This is a genomic window from Listeria fleischmannii subsp. fleischmannii LU2006-1 (assembly GCF_000344175.1).
GTDB classification, from domain to species: Bacteria; Bacillota; Bacilli; order Lactobacillales; family Listeriaceae; genus Listeria; species Listeria fleischmannii.
This window is the reverse complement of record NZ_ALWW01000003.1, coordinates 105,662-120,411: the sequence shown is the minus strand read 5'-3', so window position 1 is coordinate 120,411 and position 14,750 is coordinate 105,662. Positions and strand designations below refer to the sequence as shown.

12 protein-coding genes and 4 pseudogenes are annotated in these 14,750 nt (G+C 40.2%); 8 read left to right on the top strand and 8 right to left on the bottom strand.

Annotated elements, in window-relative coordinates; translation table 11 throughout:
- Positions 1 to 52: 52 nt before the first annotated feature.
- From LFLEISCH_RS02065 to LFLEISCH_RS02045, 5 genes and pseudogenes are all read right to left on the bottom strand, one after another.
- Positions 53 to 847 (bottom strand): annotated as a pseudogene (locus LFLEISCH_RS02065) (biotin--[acetyl-CoA-carboxylase] ligase); the annotation flags it as partial.
- Positions 828 to 2,014 (bottom strand): annotated as a pseudogene (locus tag LFLEISCH_RS02060) (CCA tRNA nucleotidyltransferase). The pseudogenes LFLEISCH_RS02065 and LFLEISCH_RS02060, both read right to left, overlap by 20 nt.
- Positions 2,015 to 2,030: 16 nt before the next feature.
- Entirely contained in the window at positions 2,031 to 2,438 is a 408-nt protein-coding gene (locus LFLEISCH_RS02055; RefSeq protein ID WP_007472569.1) for a methylglyoxal synthase, read from the bottom strand.
- A 14-nt stretch (positions 2,439 to 2,452) separates the two neighbouring features.
- Positions 2,453 to 3,241, bottom strand: a complete 789-nt coding sequence (gene dapB / locus LFLEISCH_RS02050; protein WP_149022035.1) for a 4-hydroxy-tetrahydrodipicolinate reductase — start codon at positions 3,239 to 3,241, stop codon at positions 2,453 to 2,455.
- Positions 3,241 to 3,591: a nucleotide pyrophosphohydrolase gene (locus LFLEISCH_RS02045; protein ID WP_373852520.1), complete on the bottom strand. Its 351-nt coding sequence runs from the start codon at positions 3,589 to 3,591 to the stop codon at positions 3,241 to 3,243. The genes dapB and LFLEISCH_RS02045 overlap by 1 nt, the downstream gene beginning before the upstream one ends.
- A gap of 64 nt (positions 3,592 to 3,655) precedes the next feature.
- On the opposite strand from LFLEISCH_RS02045, the gene LFLEISCH_RS02040 reads away from it, so the two are divergent.
- A complete protein-coding gene (locus LFLEISCH_RS02040; RefSeq protein WP_007472566.1) occupies positions 3,656 to 4,522 on the top strand; it encodes a YitT family protein in 867 nt (288 codons plus the stop codon).
- Here the strand turns inward: LFLEISCH_RS02040 and LFLEISCH_RS02035 are convergent.
- Together LFLEISCH_RS02035 and LFLEISCH_RS02030 are read right to left on the bottom strand one after the other, a co-directional pair.
- Positions 4,519 to 5,613 (bottom strand): NAD(P)/FAD-dependent oxidoreductase, encoded by a 1,095-nt coding sequence (locus LFLEISCH_RS02035; RefSeq protein ID WP_007472565.1) that lies wholly within the window; start codon positions 5,611 to 5,613, stop codon positions 4,519 to 4,521. The genes LFLEISCH_RS02040 and LFLEISCH_RS02035 overlap by 4 nt on opposite strands.
- On the bottom strand, positions 5,610 to 6,302 hold the full coding sequence (locus tag LFLEISCH_RS02030; protein ID WP_174269986.1) for a uracil-DNA glycosylase: 693 nt from the start codon (positions 6,300 to 6,302) through the stop codon (positions 5,610 to 5,612). The genes LFLEISCH_RS02035 and LFLEISCH_RS02030 overlap by 4 nt, the downstream gene beginning before the upstream one ends.
- Positions 6,303 to 6,456: 154 nt before the next feature.
- Here LFLEISCH_RS02030 and LFLEISCH_RS02025 point away from each other — a divergent pair.
- The 7 genes and pseudogenes from LFLEISCH_RS02025 (at position 6,457) to LFLEISCH_RS02000 (ending at position 13,180) form a co-directional block, all read left to right on the top strand.
- A pseudogene (locus tag LFLEISCH_RS02025) lies at positions 6,457 to 7,606 on the top strand (GGDEF domain-containing protein).
- 4 nt (positions 7,607 to 7,610) lie between these two features.
- Complete coding sequence (locus LFLEISCH_RS02020; protein ID WP_007472561.1) at positions 7,611 to 8,744, top strand: GGDEF domain-containing protein; 1,134 nt, start codon at positions 7,611 to 7,613, stop codon at positions 8,742 to 8,744.
- Between the two features lies 1 nt (position 8,745).
- Positions 8,746 to 9,048 (top strand): hypothetical protein, encoded by a 303-nt coding sequence (locus tag LFLEISCH_RS15740; protein WP_007472560.1) that lies wholly within the window; start codon positions 8,746 to 8,748, stop codon positions 9,046 to 9,048.
- A 19-nt stretch (positions 9,049 to 9,067) separates the two neighbouring features.
- Positions 9,068 to 9,733, top strand: a complete 666-nt coding sequence (locus LFLEISCH_RS02015; protein WP_007472559.1) for a hypothetical protein — start codon at positions 9,068 to 9,070, stop codon at positions 9,731 to 9,733.
- Between the two features lie 5 nt (positions 9,734 to 9,738).
- The gene (locus LFLEISCH_RS02010) at positions 9,739 to 10,428 is read left to right on the top strand and encodes an EAL domain-containing protein (RefSeq protein WP_007472558.1); all 690 of its coding nucleotides are present in this window, start codon (positions 9,739 to 9,741) and stop codon (positions 10,426 to 10,428) included.
- A 101-nt stretch (positions 10,429 to 10,529) separates the two neighbouring features.
- Positions 10,530 to 12,160, top strand: a pseudogene (locus tag LFLEISCH_RS02005) (NAD-dependent malic enzyme).
- 6 nt (positions 12,161 to 12,166) lie between these two features.
- The gene (locus tag LFLEISCH_RS02000) at positions 12,167 to 13,180 is read left to right on the top strand and encodes a serine hydrolase domain-containing protein (RefSeq protein WP_007472555.1); all 1,014 of its coding nucleotides are present in this window, start codon (positions 12,167 to 12,169) and stop codon (positions 13,178 to 13,180) included.
- A 235-nt stretch (positions 13,181 to 13,415) separates the two neighbouring features.
- On the opposite strand, the gene LFLEISCH_RS01995 is transcribed toward LFLEISCH_RS02000, so the two are convergent.
- Positions 13,416 to 14,723, bottom strand: a complete 1,308-nt coding sequence (locus LFLEISCH_RS01995) for a BaiN/RdsA family NAD(P)/FAD-dependent oxidoreductase (RefSeq protein ID WP_258404563.1) — start codon at positions 14,721 to 14,723, stop codon at positions 13,416 to 13,418.
- Positions 14,724 to 14,750: the final 27 nt, after the last annotated feature.

The window sequence follows — 14,750 nt, the reverse complement described above, 5'->3', positions numbered from 1 at the left end:
TAAAGGAATTCTGCTTTGTCAACGTTCCCAAAGTTAATTTTAACTACGKMRGACTAAACCCATCATCCATAAATACTTGATAGTATTTTTCAAGTTGCCTTAAAATTTCTTGAAGAAGCTTAGCGCGAGGGAACGAGTGCCCTGCTAAAATAGCGAGCGACGTAGCTTTTTCTTTTATTTCTTCTGGAAATTCAGTTTGATTCACATTAATGCCAATCCCGATTATAATCGCTTCGACAAGCCCTGCTTCTGATCGCATTTCTGTTAATACACCGCAAACTTTTTGTTTCCCGATATAAATATCGTTGGGCCATTTAATTTGCGGTTCTAAATTGGTTACTTCCTCAATGGCTGAAACAACCGCTAGCGAAGCGATAAAGGTGAACTGTGGCACTTTGGCAATTTCAATTTGTGGTTTTAAAATCAAACTCATCCAAATGCCTTTGCCGCTTTGCGAATCCCAAACACGCGCCAGTCTCCCTTTTCCACCCGTTTGAAGTTCACTCACAATGACTGTGCCGCTTTTTGCACCTTCACTAATTTTTTGATGGGCAACAAACTGGGTAGAGTCTACCTCATCATAAAAATAAAGTTTTTGCCCTATAAATTTCGTATGTAAATCAATTAAAATGCTATCTTTTGAGAACGTCTCGCTATTTTTAATTAAACGGTAACCTTTATTTCGGACAGCTTCAATTTCAAAACCTTCTTGTCGTAAATTTTCCATATGTTTCCAAACTGCTGTCCGCGACAAACCAAGCAAATCAGCAATTTGTTGCCCTGATAAAAACTCCCCTTGCTTTTTTGAAAAAAGGGCAAGCAATTTTTCACGATTTCGATTCCCCATGCCGCAACCACCTCCGAATAGCCTCTTCGTTATTTTCTACCTCTTTTAAAAGAACCGCCTCTTCAATTTTTATAAGGAGTTCCTTCAGCCACGCACCGCCAGGCTTATCATAGATTTCCATTAACTGCGTCCCGGAGATTGAAAGCTCCTGCCGTGCTGTTATTGGCAATTTTTCGTAAACCTCTTGAATGACCGTTTGGCACTTCTCTCCTGTAAAAAAGGCACGCCCCGTTTCTACTAAATCTATAATCTCAGGCCCCGCCTGATACGCACTTAACGCATCCCAGTGCACATCTATCTTTATGAGGCGAAACGCTTCACAAACTACTTGGATCGTTTTATTGGGCAATTTCCAAGCTTTTAAAAAGGATTTTGGTTCAGTTGGCTCTACCGCGAGTAGAAGGGCAAGCCAAATTTCTTTTTCAGATGGCACAGCGATGAAATGAAAGTTTAAAAGTGTTTCTAACTCCTTTTTCTTACCCGAAAGCTGGGGTAAATAATCTTCCATATGGGCTTCTAGAAGGATACGTAATGCGTCACTTCGTCCCTTCCCGCGCATCATTTTCACCCATTCTACTGTCTTACGCTCAACAGCCGTATGCGTTAATAAATGGATTTCTGAAAACAACGCCTGTTTAGTTTCCAAGTCCAGCCGAAAACCAAGCTGGCTTACGAACCGAACCGCTCGCATCATACGAAGCGCATCTTCGTGAAATCGCGTTTTGGCATTTCCAACCGCAGAAATCGTTTTGGCTGCAATCGCCTCTTGCCCATGAAACGGGTCATGAAAGTCCCCATTTTTATCCATCGCAATGGCGTTCATTGTAAAATCACGGCGTAGCAAATCTTCCTCCAGTGAACGTACAAAAGTCACTTCTTTAGGGCGACGGAAATCCTCGTACTCCCCGTCTGTTCGAAATGTCGTCACTTCATAAAGTTCTTTTTCATAACGTACTGTAACCGTTCCGTGCGCAATCCCTGTATCGTAGGTCACCGGAAAAAAGTTTTTTTAACTTCTTCTGGAAAGGCGCTTGTCGCAATATCAATATCATCAATTTCTCGGTTCAAGAGTAAATCTCGGACCGATCCACCGACAAAATAAGCTTCGTAACCTGCTTGTTCTAGCTGATTTAGCACGGGAACGGCTTGTTTAAATAATGGTTTCATGTTTGTCTCCCATTTCTTATAATATGTCATTACGACGCAGTTTTCGCCAATCTAAAAAGCCTTTTGAAAGCCCACGCAAAAGAATTTCAGCTGTTCCAATATTTGTTGCCAGTGGGATGGCATACACGTCACAAAGGCGAATAAGGGCCGTAACATCAGGTTCATGCGGTTGTGGGGTTAGTGGGTCACGTAAAAAAATGACCATGTCCATTTTATTTTCAGATATTTTTGCGCCGATTTGTTGATCGCCGCCGTGCGGTCCGGACTTAAAACGGTGAACGTCTAGTCCAGTTTCTTCGATGATTCGCTTCCCTGTTGTTCCGGTTGCAAAAAGCGTATGCGGCTTTAGATAGTTTTTATAACTAAGTGTAAGCTCAATCATTTGTTCCTTTTTTTCATCGTGAGCAATAAGGGCGATATTCATCTTTTTCACTTCCATCATAGAATATTTTCAAGGCCATAAATGAGTGTGTCATATTCAGCTGTTTTGCGAATCGCAAGTGCAACGCCTGACATAAATGAAATACGGTCATAGGAATCATGCCGTATGGTTAAACCTTGTCCCACATCTCCAAAAATCACTTCTTGGTGAGCCACAAGTCCAGGCAAACGCACACTATGAATTCGCATTCCCTCGTAGTCTGCTCCGCGTGCACCTTGTATGCTTTCTACTTCCCCGTTTGCTCCTTGTTTAATCTTTTCACGTGTTTTAGCCATCATTTCGGCTGTTTTAACGGCGGTTCCGCTTGGAGCATCTAATTTTTTATCATGATGAAGTTCAATAATTTCCACGTTTGGAAAATATTCGGCTGCTTTTTCAGCAAATTGCATCATTAAAACGGCTCCGACGGCGAAATTAGGCGCGATGAGGCTTCCTACTTTTTTCTCAGAGGAAAGGGTTTGAAGTTCTTTTATTTGTTCAGATGTAAAGCCTGTAGTTCCAACGACAGCACGTGCGCCGTGTTGAATAATTTGTTTTGTATTGCTATACGCCACGCTTGGCATGGTAAAGTCTACAACAACTTCAGGGTTTATTTCATTTAAAAGCTTATCTAATTCGGCATAGACGGGTACATTTAGTTCACTAAATTCGGTGAGTTCATTTATATTTTTTTCAGTTGGATCTTTATCTAAAACGGCAACAAGTTCTAAGTCAGCTTCTCGTAGGACCGTTTTCACAACCTCATGCCCCATTTTCCCTTTATATCCTGATACTGCTACACGAATCATTTGTCTTCCTCCTTTTTCTTTGTCCAGCGGTTGGCATCACGCGTTTTAAATTTCTGCATCACTTGATCATGCGCTTCTTCTAAATCAACATTTAGAGAATTGGCCATACATGTTAAAACAAACAGGCAATCCCCAATTTCTTCCTGGATTGTTTTTTCTCCCTCAGAAGTTTTTTTCGGTTTTTCTCCGTAATAGTGGTTAATTTCACGCGCAAGCTCACCGGTTTCTTCTGTAATTCTTGCCATCATGGCTAACGGCGAAAAATAGCCTTCTTCAAATTGACCAATAAAAGCATCTACTTCATTTTGCAAATCTCGAATCGTTTTTGTCACGCGCTTTCCCTCCATTTTTTTGGTACACTATTAATGCTATTATAACGTGATTTGAAACAGGTTGAAAGGAGTTCTCATAATGCTTAAAACACTTCGGGTAAAAAATATTCTTTTTATTATGCTTGGAACAGCCATATATGCTTTCGGATTAGTAAATTTCAATATTCAAAACGGACTCGGCGAAGGTGGTTTAACGGGGATTACACTCCTTTTACTACACTTCTTTCAAATTGATCCCGCCTATTCTAATTTAGTCCTAAACATCCCGCTTTTTTTAATTGGTTGGCGTCTCCTAGGTTTTCGTACTTTTTTATATAGCGGCATTGGAACCATTAGTTTATCGCTATTTTTATGGATATTCCAGCGTGTTCCCATTGTTCTTGATTTATCCTCTGACTTACTCCTTGTTGCTCTTTTTGCAGGAAGTTTCACGGGGGTTGGGCTCGGATTAGTCTTTCGTTACGGAGGGACAACAGGTGGAAGTGATATCATCGCCAAACTTCTTCACTTTAAAAAAGGAATTAGTATGGGACGTACGCTTTTCATTTTTGATGCCCTCGTTTTAACGGCCTCCCTTTCTTATCTAGATGTTCGCCAAGTCATGTATACACTCGTTGCGGTCTTCATTGGGGCACGTGTCATCGACTTTGTACAAGAAGGGGCTTATGCTGCTCGAGGTGTCATGATTATTTCAAAAGATAACGGCGCGATTGCTGCAAATGTCATGTTAGCTATGAACCGCGGCGTTACCATTTTAGAAGGTCGCGGCGGCTTTTCAAAACTCGACCAAGACGTTCTGTATATCGTGGTGGCGAAAAATGAAATCATTCAGTTAAAGCAAATTATCGAGTCTGTTGACCCGCATGCTTTTGTTTCCGTTAGCGTCGTACATGACGTGATGGGCGAAGGTTTTACATTAGATGAAAACAAAAATCCACTACATTAAAACTTAGTGATGTAAGGTGCTGGATCAAAACGCGCAATATCCATGGAAGTTTTTTCCGAAGTTACACATTCTGCTAATAATTTCCCGACAAATGGTCCTGTCGTTAAGCCAGATGCCCCAAGACCATTCGCTAAAAAAATCGGCTCATTCCCTATTTGACCGATAAACGGAGCAAAATCAGGCGTATACGGTCGCGTTCCAACAGACATGTCACTTTTTAATGCACTTTCTAAATGAATAAACGCGGAAAGTTCTGTCACAATTTCACGGTAGCCGGCTTCTGTTTTCTCTAAATCGAATTCGGCTTCTTTTTCATGTGTCGCACCAAGCATAATTTCACCGTCATTAAAAGGCACAATGCTTTTCGTTGCCGGCGGTAAAATGACAGGCCAATCATCGGTTTTCTGATCAAACGTCATTGTAATAATTTGTCCTTTTTGCGCCAAGACCTGCACTTTATAACCAAGCGGCTCCATGAGTTTTGGTAAAAAAGCGCCCGCCGAAAGCACTAAACGGTCGTAGGGAACTTCCTTTTCTCCTGCAAAAAGCGCCCCTTCCGCAGTTAGCTTCGCCGTTTCAAATATTTGCGTTATGCCGTTTTGTGCGGCCCCTTGAAGTAACGCATCACGAATTTGTCCGCCGCGAACTCGCCCGCCGCCACTAACAAAGACAGCGCCAAAACCAGGCTTAACAAGCGGAAATCGTTCTTTTACTTCTTCTTCATTTAAAAGTTTAATTTCTCCCATCGTAGGAGCCGTTTTTCGTCTTTCGATTGCTAAATCAAATAAACTTATTAAGGCTTCTTCCCGCGCCCTTAGTGCCAGTGTCCCAACTTGTTTATAGCCAGATTCTATCTTTACCCCCGCCAGTTCTTCGGAGAGTTCGGGATAAAAGGCCACACTATTTTTAGCGAGTTCATACCATACCTTGTTGCGCCGTTTTGAAAGCCACGGGCAAATAATACCTGCCGCGTGCTCTGTTGCTTGTCCACGCTCTTGATTATCAATAACAGTGACCTCATGTCCCCATTTGGCTAGATGATAAGTAGCACTAGCTCCTATAATCCCAGACCCTATAACCGCGATTTTCATTTTGTGACCTCCTTCAACCAGCCAGAAAGATGATCAAAATCCGCCTCAATCAAAGGCAACAACTTGCGATTATAAAAAATACTCGCCGGATGGAATGTTGCCATCATCCGAAACTTCCTTTCCGTCTTTTGAAAAGTATTTAGAGAAAGCGAAGAAAGTTCTAACGCTTCTTCATAAAGACGCATGCCATGCACATCAGAAACAGATATTTTCCCCCCTAGCACACGTCTTAAAGCAATGTTCCCCATTAGTAGTAAGATTTTAGGTTGTACATGCCGCAATTCGTCATCTAAAATCGGGGCATGCGCTAAAATTTCCTTTTGATTCGGCGGTCGGTTATAACGCTTCAATACTTTCTCTCCCGATCTCGCATCCATCTTCCACTCTTCCCTGTAAGGCCTACTACGCACCGCACTAGTCATATAAACATCTTCACGCGTCAATCCTGCGCGTTTTAAAGATTTCATCAATTCCGCCCCTGCTCTTCCGCTAAAAGGGATTAACTGATGAATCTCTGTTTCGCCAGGAGCCTCGCCAATTAGCATGACTTCCGGCTTTACTGGCCCACTTCCTTTGACAAATCCTTCAAGGTGGAATGTTTCACTCCGTTTTTTGACAAGCTCAACAAGTGAATCAGGCGTTTCATAGTAGGTGAGTTCTTGAGACATCATTTCGCCGTCCTTTCTCATATTGACAACAATATCGTAATTTGCAATAATTATGGTTACATATGTTCGAATCATATTTTTGTCATCAGAATGACATCGTGAATCGCCTTCTGAATTAACCGTATCTTTTTATTTTACTGAATTCCCGTATGAATTACAAAAAGGGAGCTTTTTTATGTGGAATATTATTCAATCGTTATGGTCCAGCTTGGCGCTTTTTTTATCTGCCCTATTTTTTCACGGTATGATTTTACGTTCGATTCGCGAAAATAAACCAAATTGGTTCATAAATAATCATCAACACCATATTATCCGTTATTTTATCGGCATGTATTATGGTGTTTTAGGTTTGTATTTTATTTGGCGCGGCCTGCCAGGAGAAGATTTCGGTATCTACACGGACATGCTCATTAATATCATCTTAATGTTAAATGTATTTTCAGGCACCGGACCTGCCACAATCGCTACTAGTATAATTATTATCGGGAAATTACTACTTGGTTATAATCCGCATATGCAACTCATCTATGTATTCTTTCTTCTTTCCTACCACTTCATTTGTATTCAGGTGAATACTTTAAAAATTTCTTTGGTTAGAAAATTTATATTGAGCAAATTAAGTATCACACCTTTTATGTTATACTATTTACACTTTAAAATGGCGATTCCTCTGCAAGTATATGCCATCCCAAAATGGCTATTTATTTTTACAATCTCTTTTATTTGTAGTTTGATATTATATTTAGCCGCTCGCTTTATTGACACAAGTAACAAACAAATTTTTGAACTACGCCAGTCGAGCATACTCGATCCGCTGACAAACCTTGCGAATTACCGGCATTTTGATACTTGTTTACGTGATGAGTATAAAGAAAGCACATTAAAACAGACACCTCTAAGCGTTATTATTTTTGATTATTGATTTTTTTTAAAAATTAATTAATGATACTTATGGCCATCAAACGGGTAATATTATTTTATCACATTTAAGTATCGCTCTAAAAAAAGTATTGTTTCATGAAAATGCACTCATCGCAAGAATTGGCGGCGAGGAATTTGCTGTTTTATTACCTGACACCTCACGTGACGGCGCAACATTTTATGCAGAACAGCTTAGAAAACAAATTGAAAAAACAGACTTTCCATTTAAAGATGAAGAAATTCGACTTACTGTCTCTGTCGGAGCTGCCACAATGGATCATCTCCATCATTTCGAATCAGGTGAAGCACTTTTGAAAGCAGCTGATGCGGCCCTTTATACAGCTAAAGAAAATGGTCGAAACCGCGTGTATACAGCCAATTTAATTGTGCCACTAAAGGAGTAATTGTATGTCCAACCAATTTGATGCGTATATTGATAGTATTTCAACCTTTTTAGCCATTCTTTTTATTCAAGGTATTGTATTTCGAAAATTACGAGAGGTAAAACCTAATTGGTTTTTAAATCACCGAACTGTCCTTCTTTTAAATATTCTCCTCGGAATTTATTATGGACTAATAGGCATTTACTTCATTTGGCGTGGGGAACTCGATTCTGCAACCGTCATTTATACGAATATGCGCATGAACATTTTACTTATTACAGCGATTTTTGGCGGAAGAGTACCTGTTTCCATCGCTTACTCCATCATGGTACTAGGACGGCTTTTACTAGGCGACTCTTCCCCTCACGATATAAAGTTTATTTTACTTCTAACAGGCTTCTTCCTCATTTGCTTTATTGTGACAAACTTTAAACTAAATCTGTTAAAAAAATACGTCATTGTTTTTTCGTGTGCGATTCCTGTTCTCGCCTACTATTATTTTACTGATTTTGGTAGCCGTACCATTTTAAGTTACGGAGAGGCGATTATTTATTACTTTCTTTTTATGGTAACAAGTGCGCTTTTATTTGCCGCCTCCAATTATATTGATAAGAGTAATAAAACCATGTTTCAGCTTCGCAATTCCGCGATGACTGATATGCTGACCAATTTGCCGAATATCCGTTATTTTTTAAACACCTTTGAGAAATATTTCTTGACCTCTTCTAAAAAAAGGCGCCCTCTTAGTTTAATCATCATTGATATTGATCATTTTAAACAAATTAATGATTTACATGGGCATCAGGCGGGTAATACTGTTTTGTCTCAGTTCAGCGCTATCTTAAAAAATCATTTTCTACCAAAACAGGCTCTTATTTCTCGTATTGGTGGCGAAGAATTTTCTATTTTACTTCCTAATATTACACTCTCTGAGAGCACACAAATTGCCGAAATTATTCGGAGTGAAATCGAACGCGCCGTGTTTCCCTATAATCCAAAAAGTGGAAATGTGACTATTTCGCTCGGCGTTTCATGCCATAATGATTTAAATGTTTTTTATAAGACTAAAGAAAACTTATTTGAAGCAGCTGATCAAGCACTTTATAGCGCGAAGCAAGGCGGGCGAAACCAAGTTCAAGCATCCAAAAAGGAGGCCTAACATGTATAAAAAGCTTATCCCTATTCTTGCTGTTTTGCTACTTGTAAGTTGCGGGCAAAGTTCAGGCGGCTTGCCAGCAAAGACAAATCCCAAAAGCCAAACCGTGGAAACACATGTAACTGAAAATTACCTCGCTCAAAACGGCTTAATTGCTGATTATAAAAATTCAAAAGAACCTCAATATTTGTCTGAAAGCATAGGTCTCTATATGAATTATTTAGTGCTAAATCATGATAGCGAAACCTTTCACACCCTTTATAAAGCGACAAAAGAAGAACTCGCTTTTAAAAAAAAATTTTATTAAGTGGAAATGGGGAGATAAAGTGACAACTAATGCCTTTATCGATGACATGCGCTTATATAGTGCACTTCGCTTGGCAAGTAAACAGTTTCATTTTCCCGATTATGACAAATTCGCAAGTCAAATCGCCTCTAATTGGAAAAAATATGGTGTAACGGACGGAGTACCTGTTGATTTTTTTGATTTCAAAACAAAAGAGAAGGCGAAAACTCTCCATTTAAGCTATTATAATAGTAGCGCCATGCGAGAGATTGGCTTTAGCGAAGCCGCCTATGAACCTTTAAAAAAGGTTCAAGCAACCCCTTTCTTTGATGAAATTTTTCAAGACGGGACCTATCAAACAACAGGAAATGAAGTCAATATGATTGACCAAATGCTTATCGCTATAGAGTATAAACGTGTGACACATAAAAAAGAACCCCATTTCGATGCTTTCTTACAAGGGGAGTGGGCAAAAAATAATCGCATCTATGCACGCTATAATCGGGATACGAAAACTGCTACAAACAATGTGGAATCCACAGCCGTTTATGCTCTGCTTGCTCTATATTACGAAGAAACCGGTCAAAAAAAGAACTATCAAAAAGCCATCGATAAGCTACAAATGATGGATACGTCAAATGCTTTGACCACTCATTTCTTTGACTATATGCATAAAGAGCTAGTCTTAATAAAAAAAGGAAGTTAGAATAGATGAATAAAAAACAAATTTTGAAGATGATTGAAACAAATGCTTTTCAAACGATTTACCAGCCTATTGTCAATATCCAAGAAAATCAAATTTATGGCTATGAATCCTTAACACGAATTTCAAGCGAACCTATCAGTGAATTTATTCAGTCCTGCGAAGAAAATCGTTTAACCTCTCAATTTGAGTTGCGCACAATAAAAAACGGGATGAATCATTTTAGTTGGCGTGAAAGTACTCGCCTTTTTCTAAATATTTCATATGGCACCTTTCTGAAATATTACGACGAAATTGAAGAGTGGCTTAAAGATAGTGGCAAAATTACATTTGAATTTTTAGAAACCTCTTATGTAGAAGAAAATCAGCGCTTTGACTTATATGCCAAAATGGCTGCTTTGACCCGACAATTTGACACACAATTTGCGATTGACGATTACGGCAGTGGCTATGCAGACATCGCACGCGTTCTAAGGCAGCCCACCGATTTTGTTAAAACAGATGCGCAGTTAATAAAAGATTTTAAACAGCATCAAGGGAAAAAATTAGTGCTAACCAACTTACACCGTTTTTTAGAAAAAAATCAAAAGAAAATGGTGGTAGAAGGCGTGGAAAATAAAGAACAATTAGAATTCCTTCAACATCTTGGCGTAACCTATGCCCAGGGGTTTTATTTTACGAAAGGAATGAAAAATTAGCGTTTGAAACAAGGGGAAATGACTTTTTGTCAGGAGAACCTTGTTTTTTCTTTAGAAGTCGAGGTAAAATAGAAAAAAGATTGAAAAGGAGCTACCCTATCGTGAAAAATAAGATTTTACAAAATCCGTATTTAAATAAAGGTACAGCCTTCACATATGCTGAACGCCAAAAATATGAACTAGATGGTCTTCTTCCATCAGAAGTTGAGTCTATCGACACTCAAATTTTAAGAGTCAAAGAAATCCTTGATAATATCCCCGAAGCGTTAGAAAAAAATTATTATTTAACCTCGATTTATCGTACAAATCGCACCCTCTATTTTGCTACCATCCAAAAATATCTTACAGAACTTCTGCCCATCATTTATACGCCCACAATTGGAGATGTGGTAATGAATGCGCATAAACATTTTGAACCATCTACCGATGCCGTTTACATTAACGCTTTTCGTCCAGAAACTATGAAACGAAAACTTCAAAATGCGTGTGAAAACCCTGAAAAAAATAAAAAATGCTCGTCATTACAGACGGTGAAGGTATTTTAGGAATTGGTGACTGGGGAGTAAACGGGATTCAAATCGCAATCGGAAAACTAGCGGTTTATACATTAGCAGCCGGTCTAGACCCTGAAACTTGTTTACCCATTGCCCTTGATTGCGGTACAAACAATAAAGAATTGCGAGAACATCCGCTTTATCTTGGCGAACGGAAAGAGCGCTTAACGGGCGTGGAATATGATGCGAGTATAGAATCCTTTATTCAATCCGCAAAAGAAGTTTTCCCAGAAGCAGTATTTCATTTTGAAGATTTTGGACGCGAAAACGCGAGTCGCATTTTAGAGACTTACCGTGACCAAGTTTGTAGTTTTAATGATGATATAGAAGGCACAGGCGCTATGGTAGTGGCTGCAGCACTTGCCACAACACGTGTATCTAAAATCCCACTTGATAAGCAGCGCATTATTATTTTCGGAGCTGGGACAGCAGGTATTGGGATTGCTAATCAAATTAGTCATGAAATGATGCATATCACTCAACAACCATTTGAAACTGCCAAACAAGCCTTTTATTTAGTAGATAAAAATGGCTTAATTACAAATGACATGACTGATTTAACGGACGGGCAACAAAAATACGCTCGAAATGAAGAGGACTTTACCCAACTAGATACCACCTCACTTTTAGAACTCGTTAAAGCCATTAAGCCTACTATGCTAATTGGAGCTAGTGGTGTAGCTGGCGCATTTACAGAAGATGTTGTTCGTGAAATGGCGAATAATACAATTCGTCCCGCCATTTTACCTCTTTCAAACCCAACAAAACTTGCGGAAGCTAAAGCAAGCGATTTAATTACATGGACAAAGGGGAAAGCTTTAATTGTTACTGGAAGCCCTACCTCTCCTGTCGAATATGAAGGACAAACCTATGAAATCGGGCAAGCAAACAATGCGCTTCTTTATCCGGGACTTGGACTTGGCACAGTCGTTTCGCGTGCACAAAAAATCACTAGTCAAATGTTACGCGAAGCCGCACACGCCGTTTCAAATCAAGTCAATCTAACACATAAAGGCGCCGCTCTGCTTCCACCCGTTTCGACACTACTTGAAACAAGCACACAGGTAGCTTATGCAGTTTGCCAAGCCGCCATCAAAGAAGGTGTTGCCAAAACGGAAAACATCACACAAGAGGATGTGCAAGCCGCCATTTGGACGCCTGTTTATAAAGAGGTGTAGACATATATGTTTCCAAAGACAAAAAAACAAATTGACGAGCTTGTCGGTAACGCAGTCGTTAAAGGAGCGAGCTACCAGTTTTTAACAAAAGACGCCACACAGTCCTACACTCTCGGTTTCAAACAAACAGAGCCTTTTACTGCCCCACTTCTTTCTTCTGAAAAAAACATATACGATATTGCGTCACTCACAAAAGTTGTAGCCACGACTACGCGCTTATTGCAACTTGTAGAAGAAGGAAAACTGGCCCTAGAAGATCCCGTTTCGAAATTTTTGCCGGATTACCATACGCCCGATTTAACACTACTCGACCTTGCAACGCACCGCTCTGGACTGCCCAAAAACATTCCAGGCTTTAAAATTGAAACGCCAGAAGATATTCAGGCCTATATCACTGCGGCGCGTCCAGTCGCCTTAAACCGAACCATTGTAGACTATTCCGATTTAAACTTCATCCTTCTCGGCCAAATTATCGAAGTAGCAGGACAAAAGCCGTTTAAATCCCAAATAACAGACGCCATCTTAAAGCCGCTTCAAATGGAAGACACCACTTTCTACCAAGCAGATAAAGCGCATTCCGTCCCCACGGAAGTAACTGAAAAACGCGGCGTCATTACGGGTGTCGTCCATGACCATAAAGCCTATATCACGGGTGAAAATATCGGTCATGCTGGCCTATTTTCAACCTTGGAGGATCTAAGCCGTTTCGCATCGGCCCTTTTATTCCAAGAAGGCGCCCCGATTTTAACGGCCGAGAGCCTCAAACTCATAGCGCAAAACTACACACCTCAATTAAATCGCGACCGAGGAATCGGCTATGACTTAAAACGAAACAACGACCATTACGCCCTTTATCACACAGGTTTTACAGGTACCTTCATGGTTCTTGACATCCCCCAACAAAAAGGGCTCATCGTACTTACCAATCGTATTCATCCAACACGAAACAATCCCGTATTTTTGGAAGAACGTGAAAAAATCGTCGATACTTTCTTAAAAGAACTAACCCCCACTCCATAGAGTGAGGGTTCAGACTGCTGACAAACGTCCATCTTCGTTGTTAGTGCCTCCGTTCCGGTGCTCACGTACCCGAGTACGCTCCGCTCCAGTACTCGGCACTGCCTAGAATCTCACCATTTATCAGCAGTCTGATTTTGGTGAGAATCGTTTTGTTTTGCGTAAACTTTAAGTTTTTCTACAAGCTGAACCCCCACTCCGTAGAGTGAGGGTTAGTTTTCAGTTCCTTTTAAAGTATTCACCCTTGTTGCCGCCTAAGGCTTGCAAAACGCGCCGCATGTTCACCCGCTGTATGCCCCGTAACAAGCGCACATGTAATATTATATCCGCCCGTATATCCGTTAATATCTAGTACCTCACCACAGAAAAACAAGCCGGGCATCAGCTTAGATTGCATTTCCTTAGGCATAATTTCTTTCGTTTTAACGCCACCACCCGTAACAAATGCTTTTTCAAAATCAAGCGTGCCATTCACAGTAAAAATAAAGCTTTTTAAAAGGGCAGCAAACGCCTCCCATTTTTTAGGACTCTCCTGCTTATAATGGTTTTCCGGATTGATTTCCGCTTTTTCTAATAAAAATAATAATAACTTTTCTTGGAGTAAAGGGGAAAGGGCATTTTTAATCGCCTTTTTCGGATTTTCCTCTAATAACTGAACCACATTTTTTTGGACTTCACTTGCCGAATCATCCGGAAATAAATCTAACTCCATCCAAACCAACTCCTGCTTCCTAAGCGCCTGATTCACAAACATACTACAACGGAGTGCCGCAGGACCAGAAATACCAAAATGGGTAAAAATCATATCCATCCGGTGCGTCACCACCACTTTATTTTTCTTTCCAAGAACCGAAAGTGATACGTCGCGCAGTGAAATCCCTTGAAGAATTCGTTTCGTAATAAAGGGTTCAAGAGAAGTTATCGGCACTTCCGTCGGATAAAGTTCTGTAATTGTATGCCCAGCATCCATGGCAAATTTATACCCATCCCCAGTAGAACCCGTACGCGGAACAGATTTCCCGCCTACCGCCACAATGACACTATATGCTTGTTTTATTTGACCATCCACAAGCTCAATTCCTCTTACCTGCCCATTTTCATATAACACACGTTTAACCGGCGTTTTCATATACACCGTAACACCCAATTTTTCCATCCGCGCTACCATCGCATCAGCCACCGACCTCGCACTGTTTGAAACCGGAAACATCCGACCATGATCTTCTTCTTTTAAAGCTACGCCCAGTTTTTCAAAGAACAAAATAATATCTTCATTATCAAATTGATGAAACGCGCTATACAAAAAACGGCCATTTCCTGGCACATGGCGTATGATTTCTTCTACAGGTAAACGATTCGTGACATTGCACCGACCGCCTCCAGATAAAATCAGTTTGCGCCCAAGCTTAGGCCCCTTTTCAACAAGCAATACCTTTTTATTTTTCTCTGCCGCCTGAATGGCCGCCATCAAACCAGATGGTCCCCCGCCAATAACAATAACATCAAAATCCATATTTTTTCCCTCATTTGTAAAATATTTTCTCAAAATAAAACCTGAGAACAACTCTCAGGT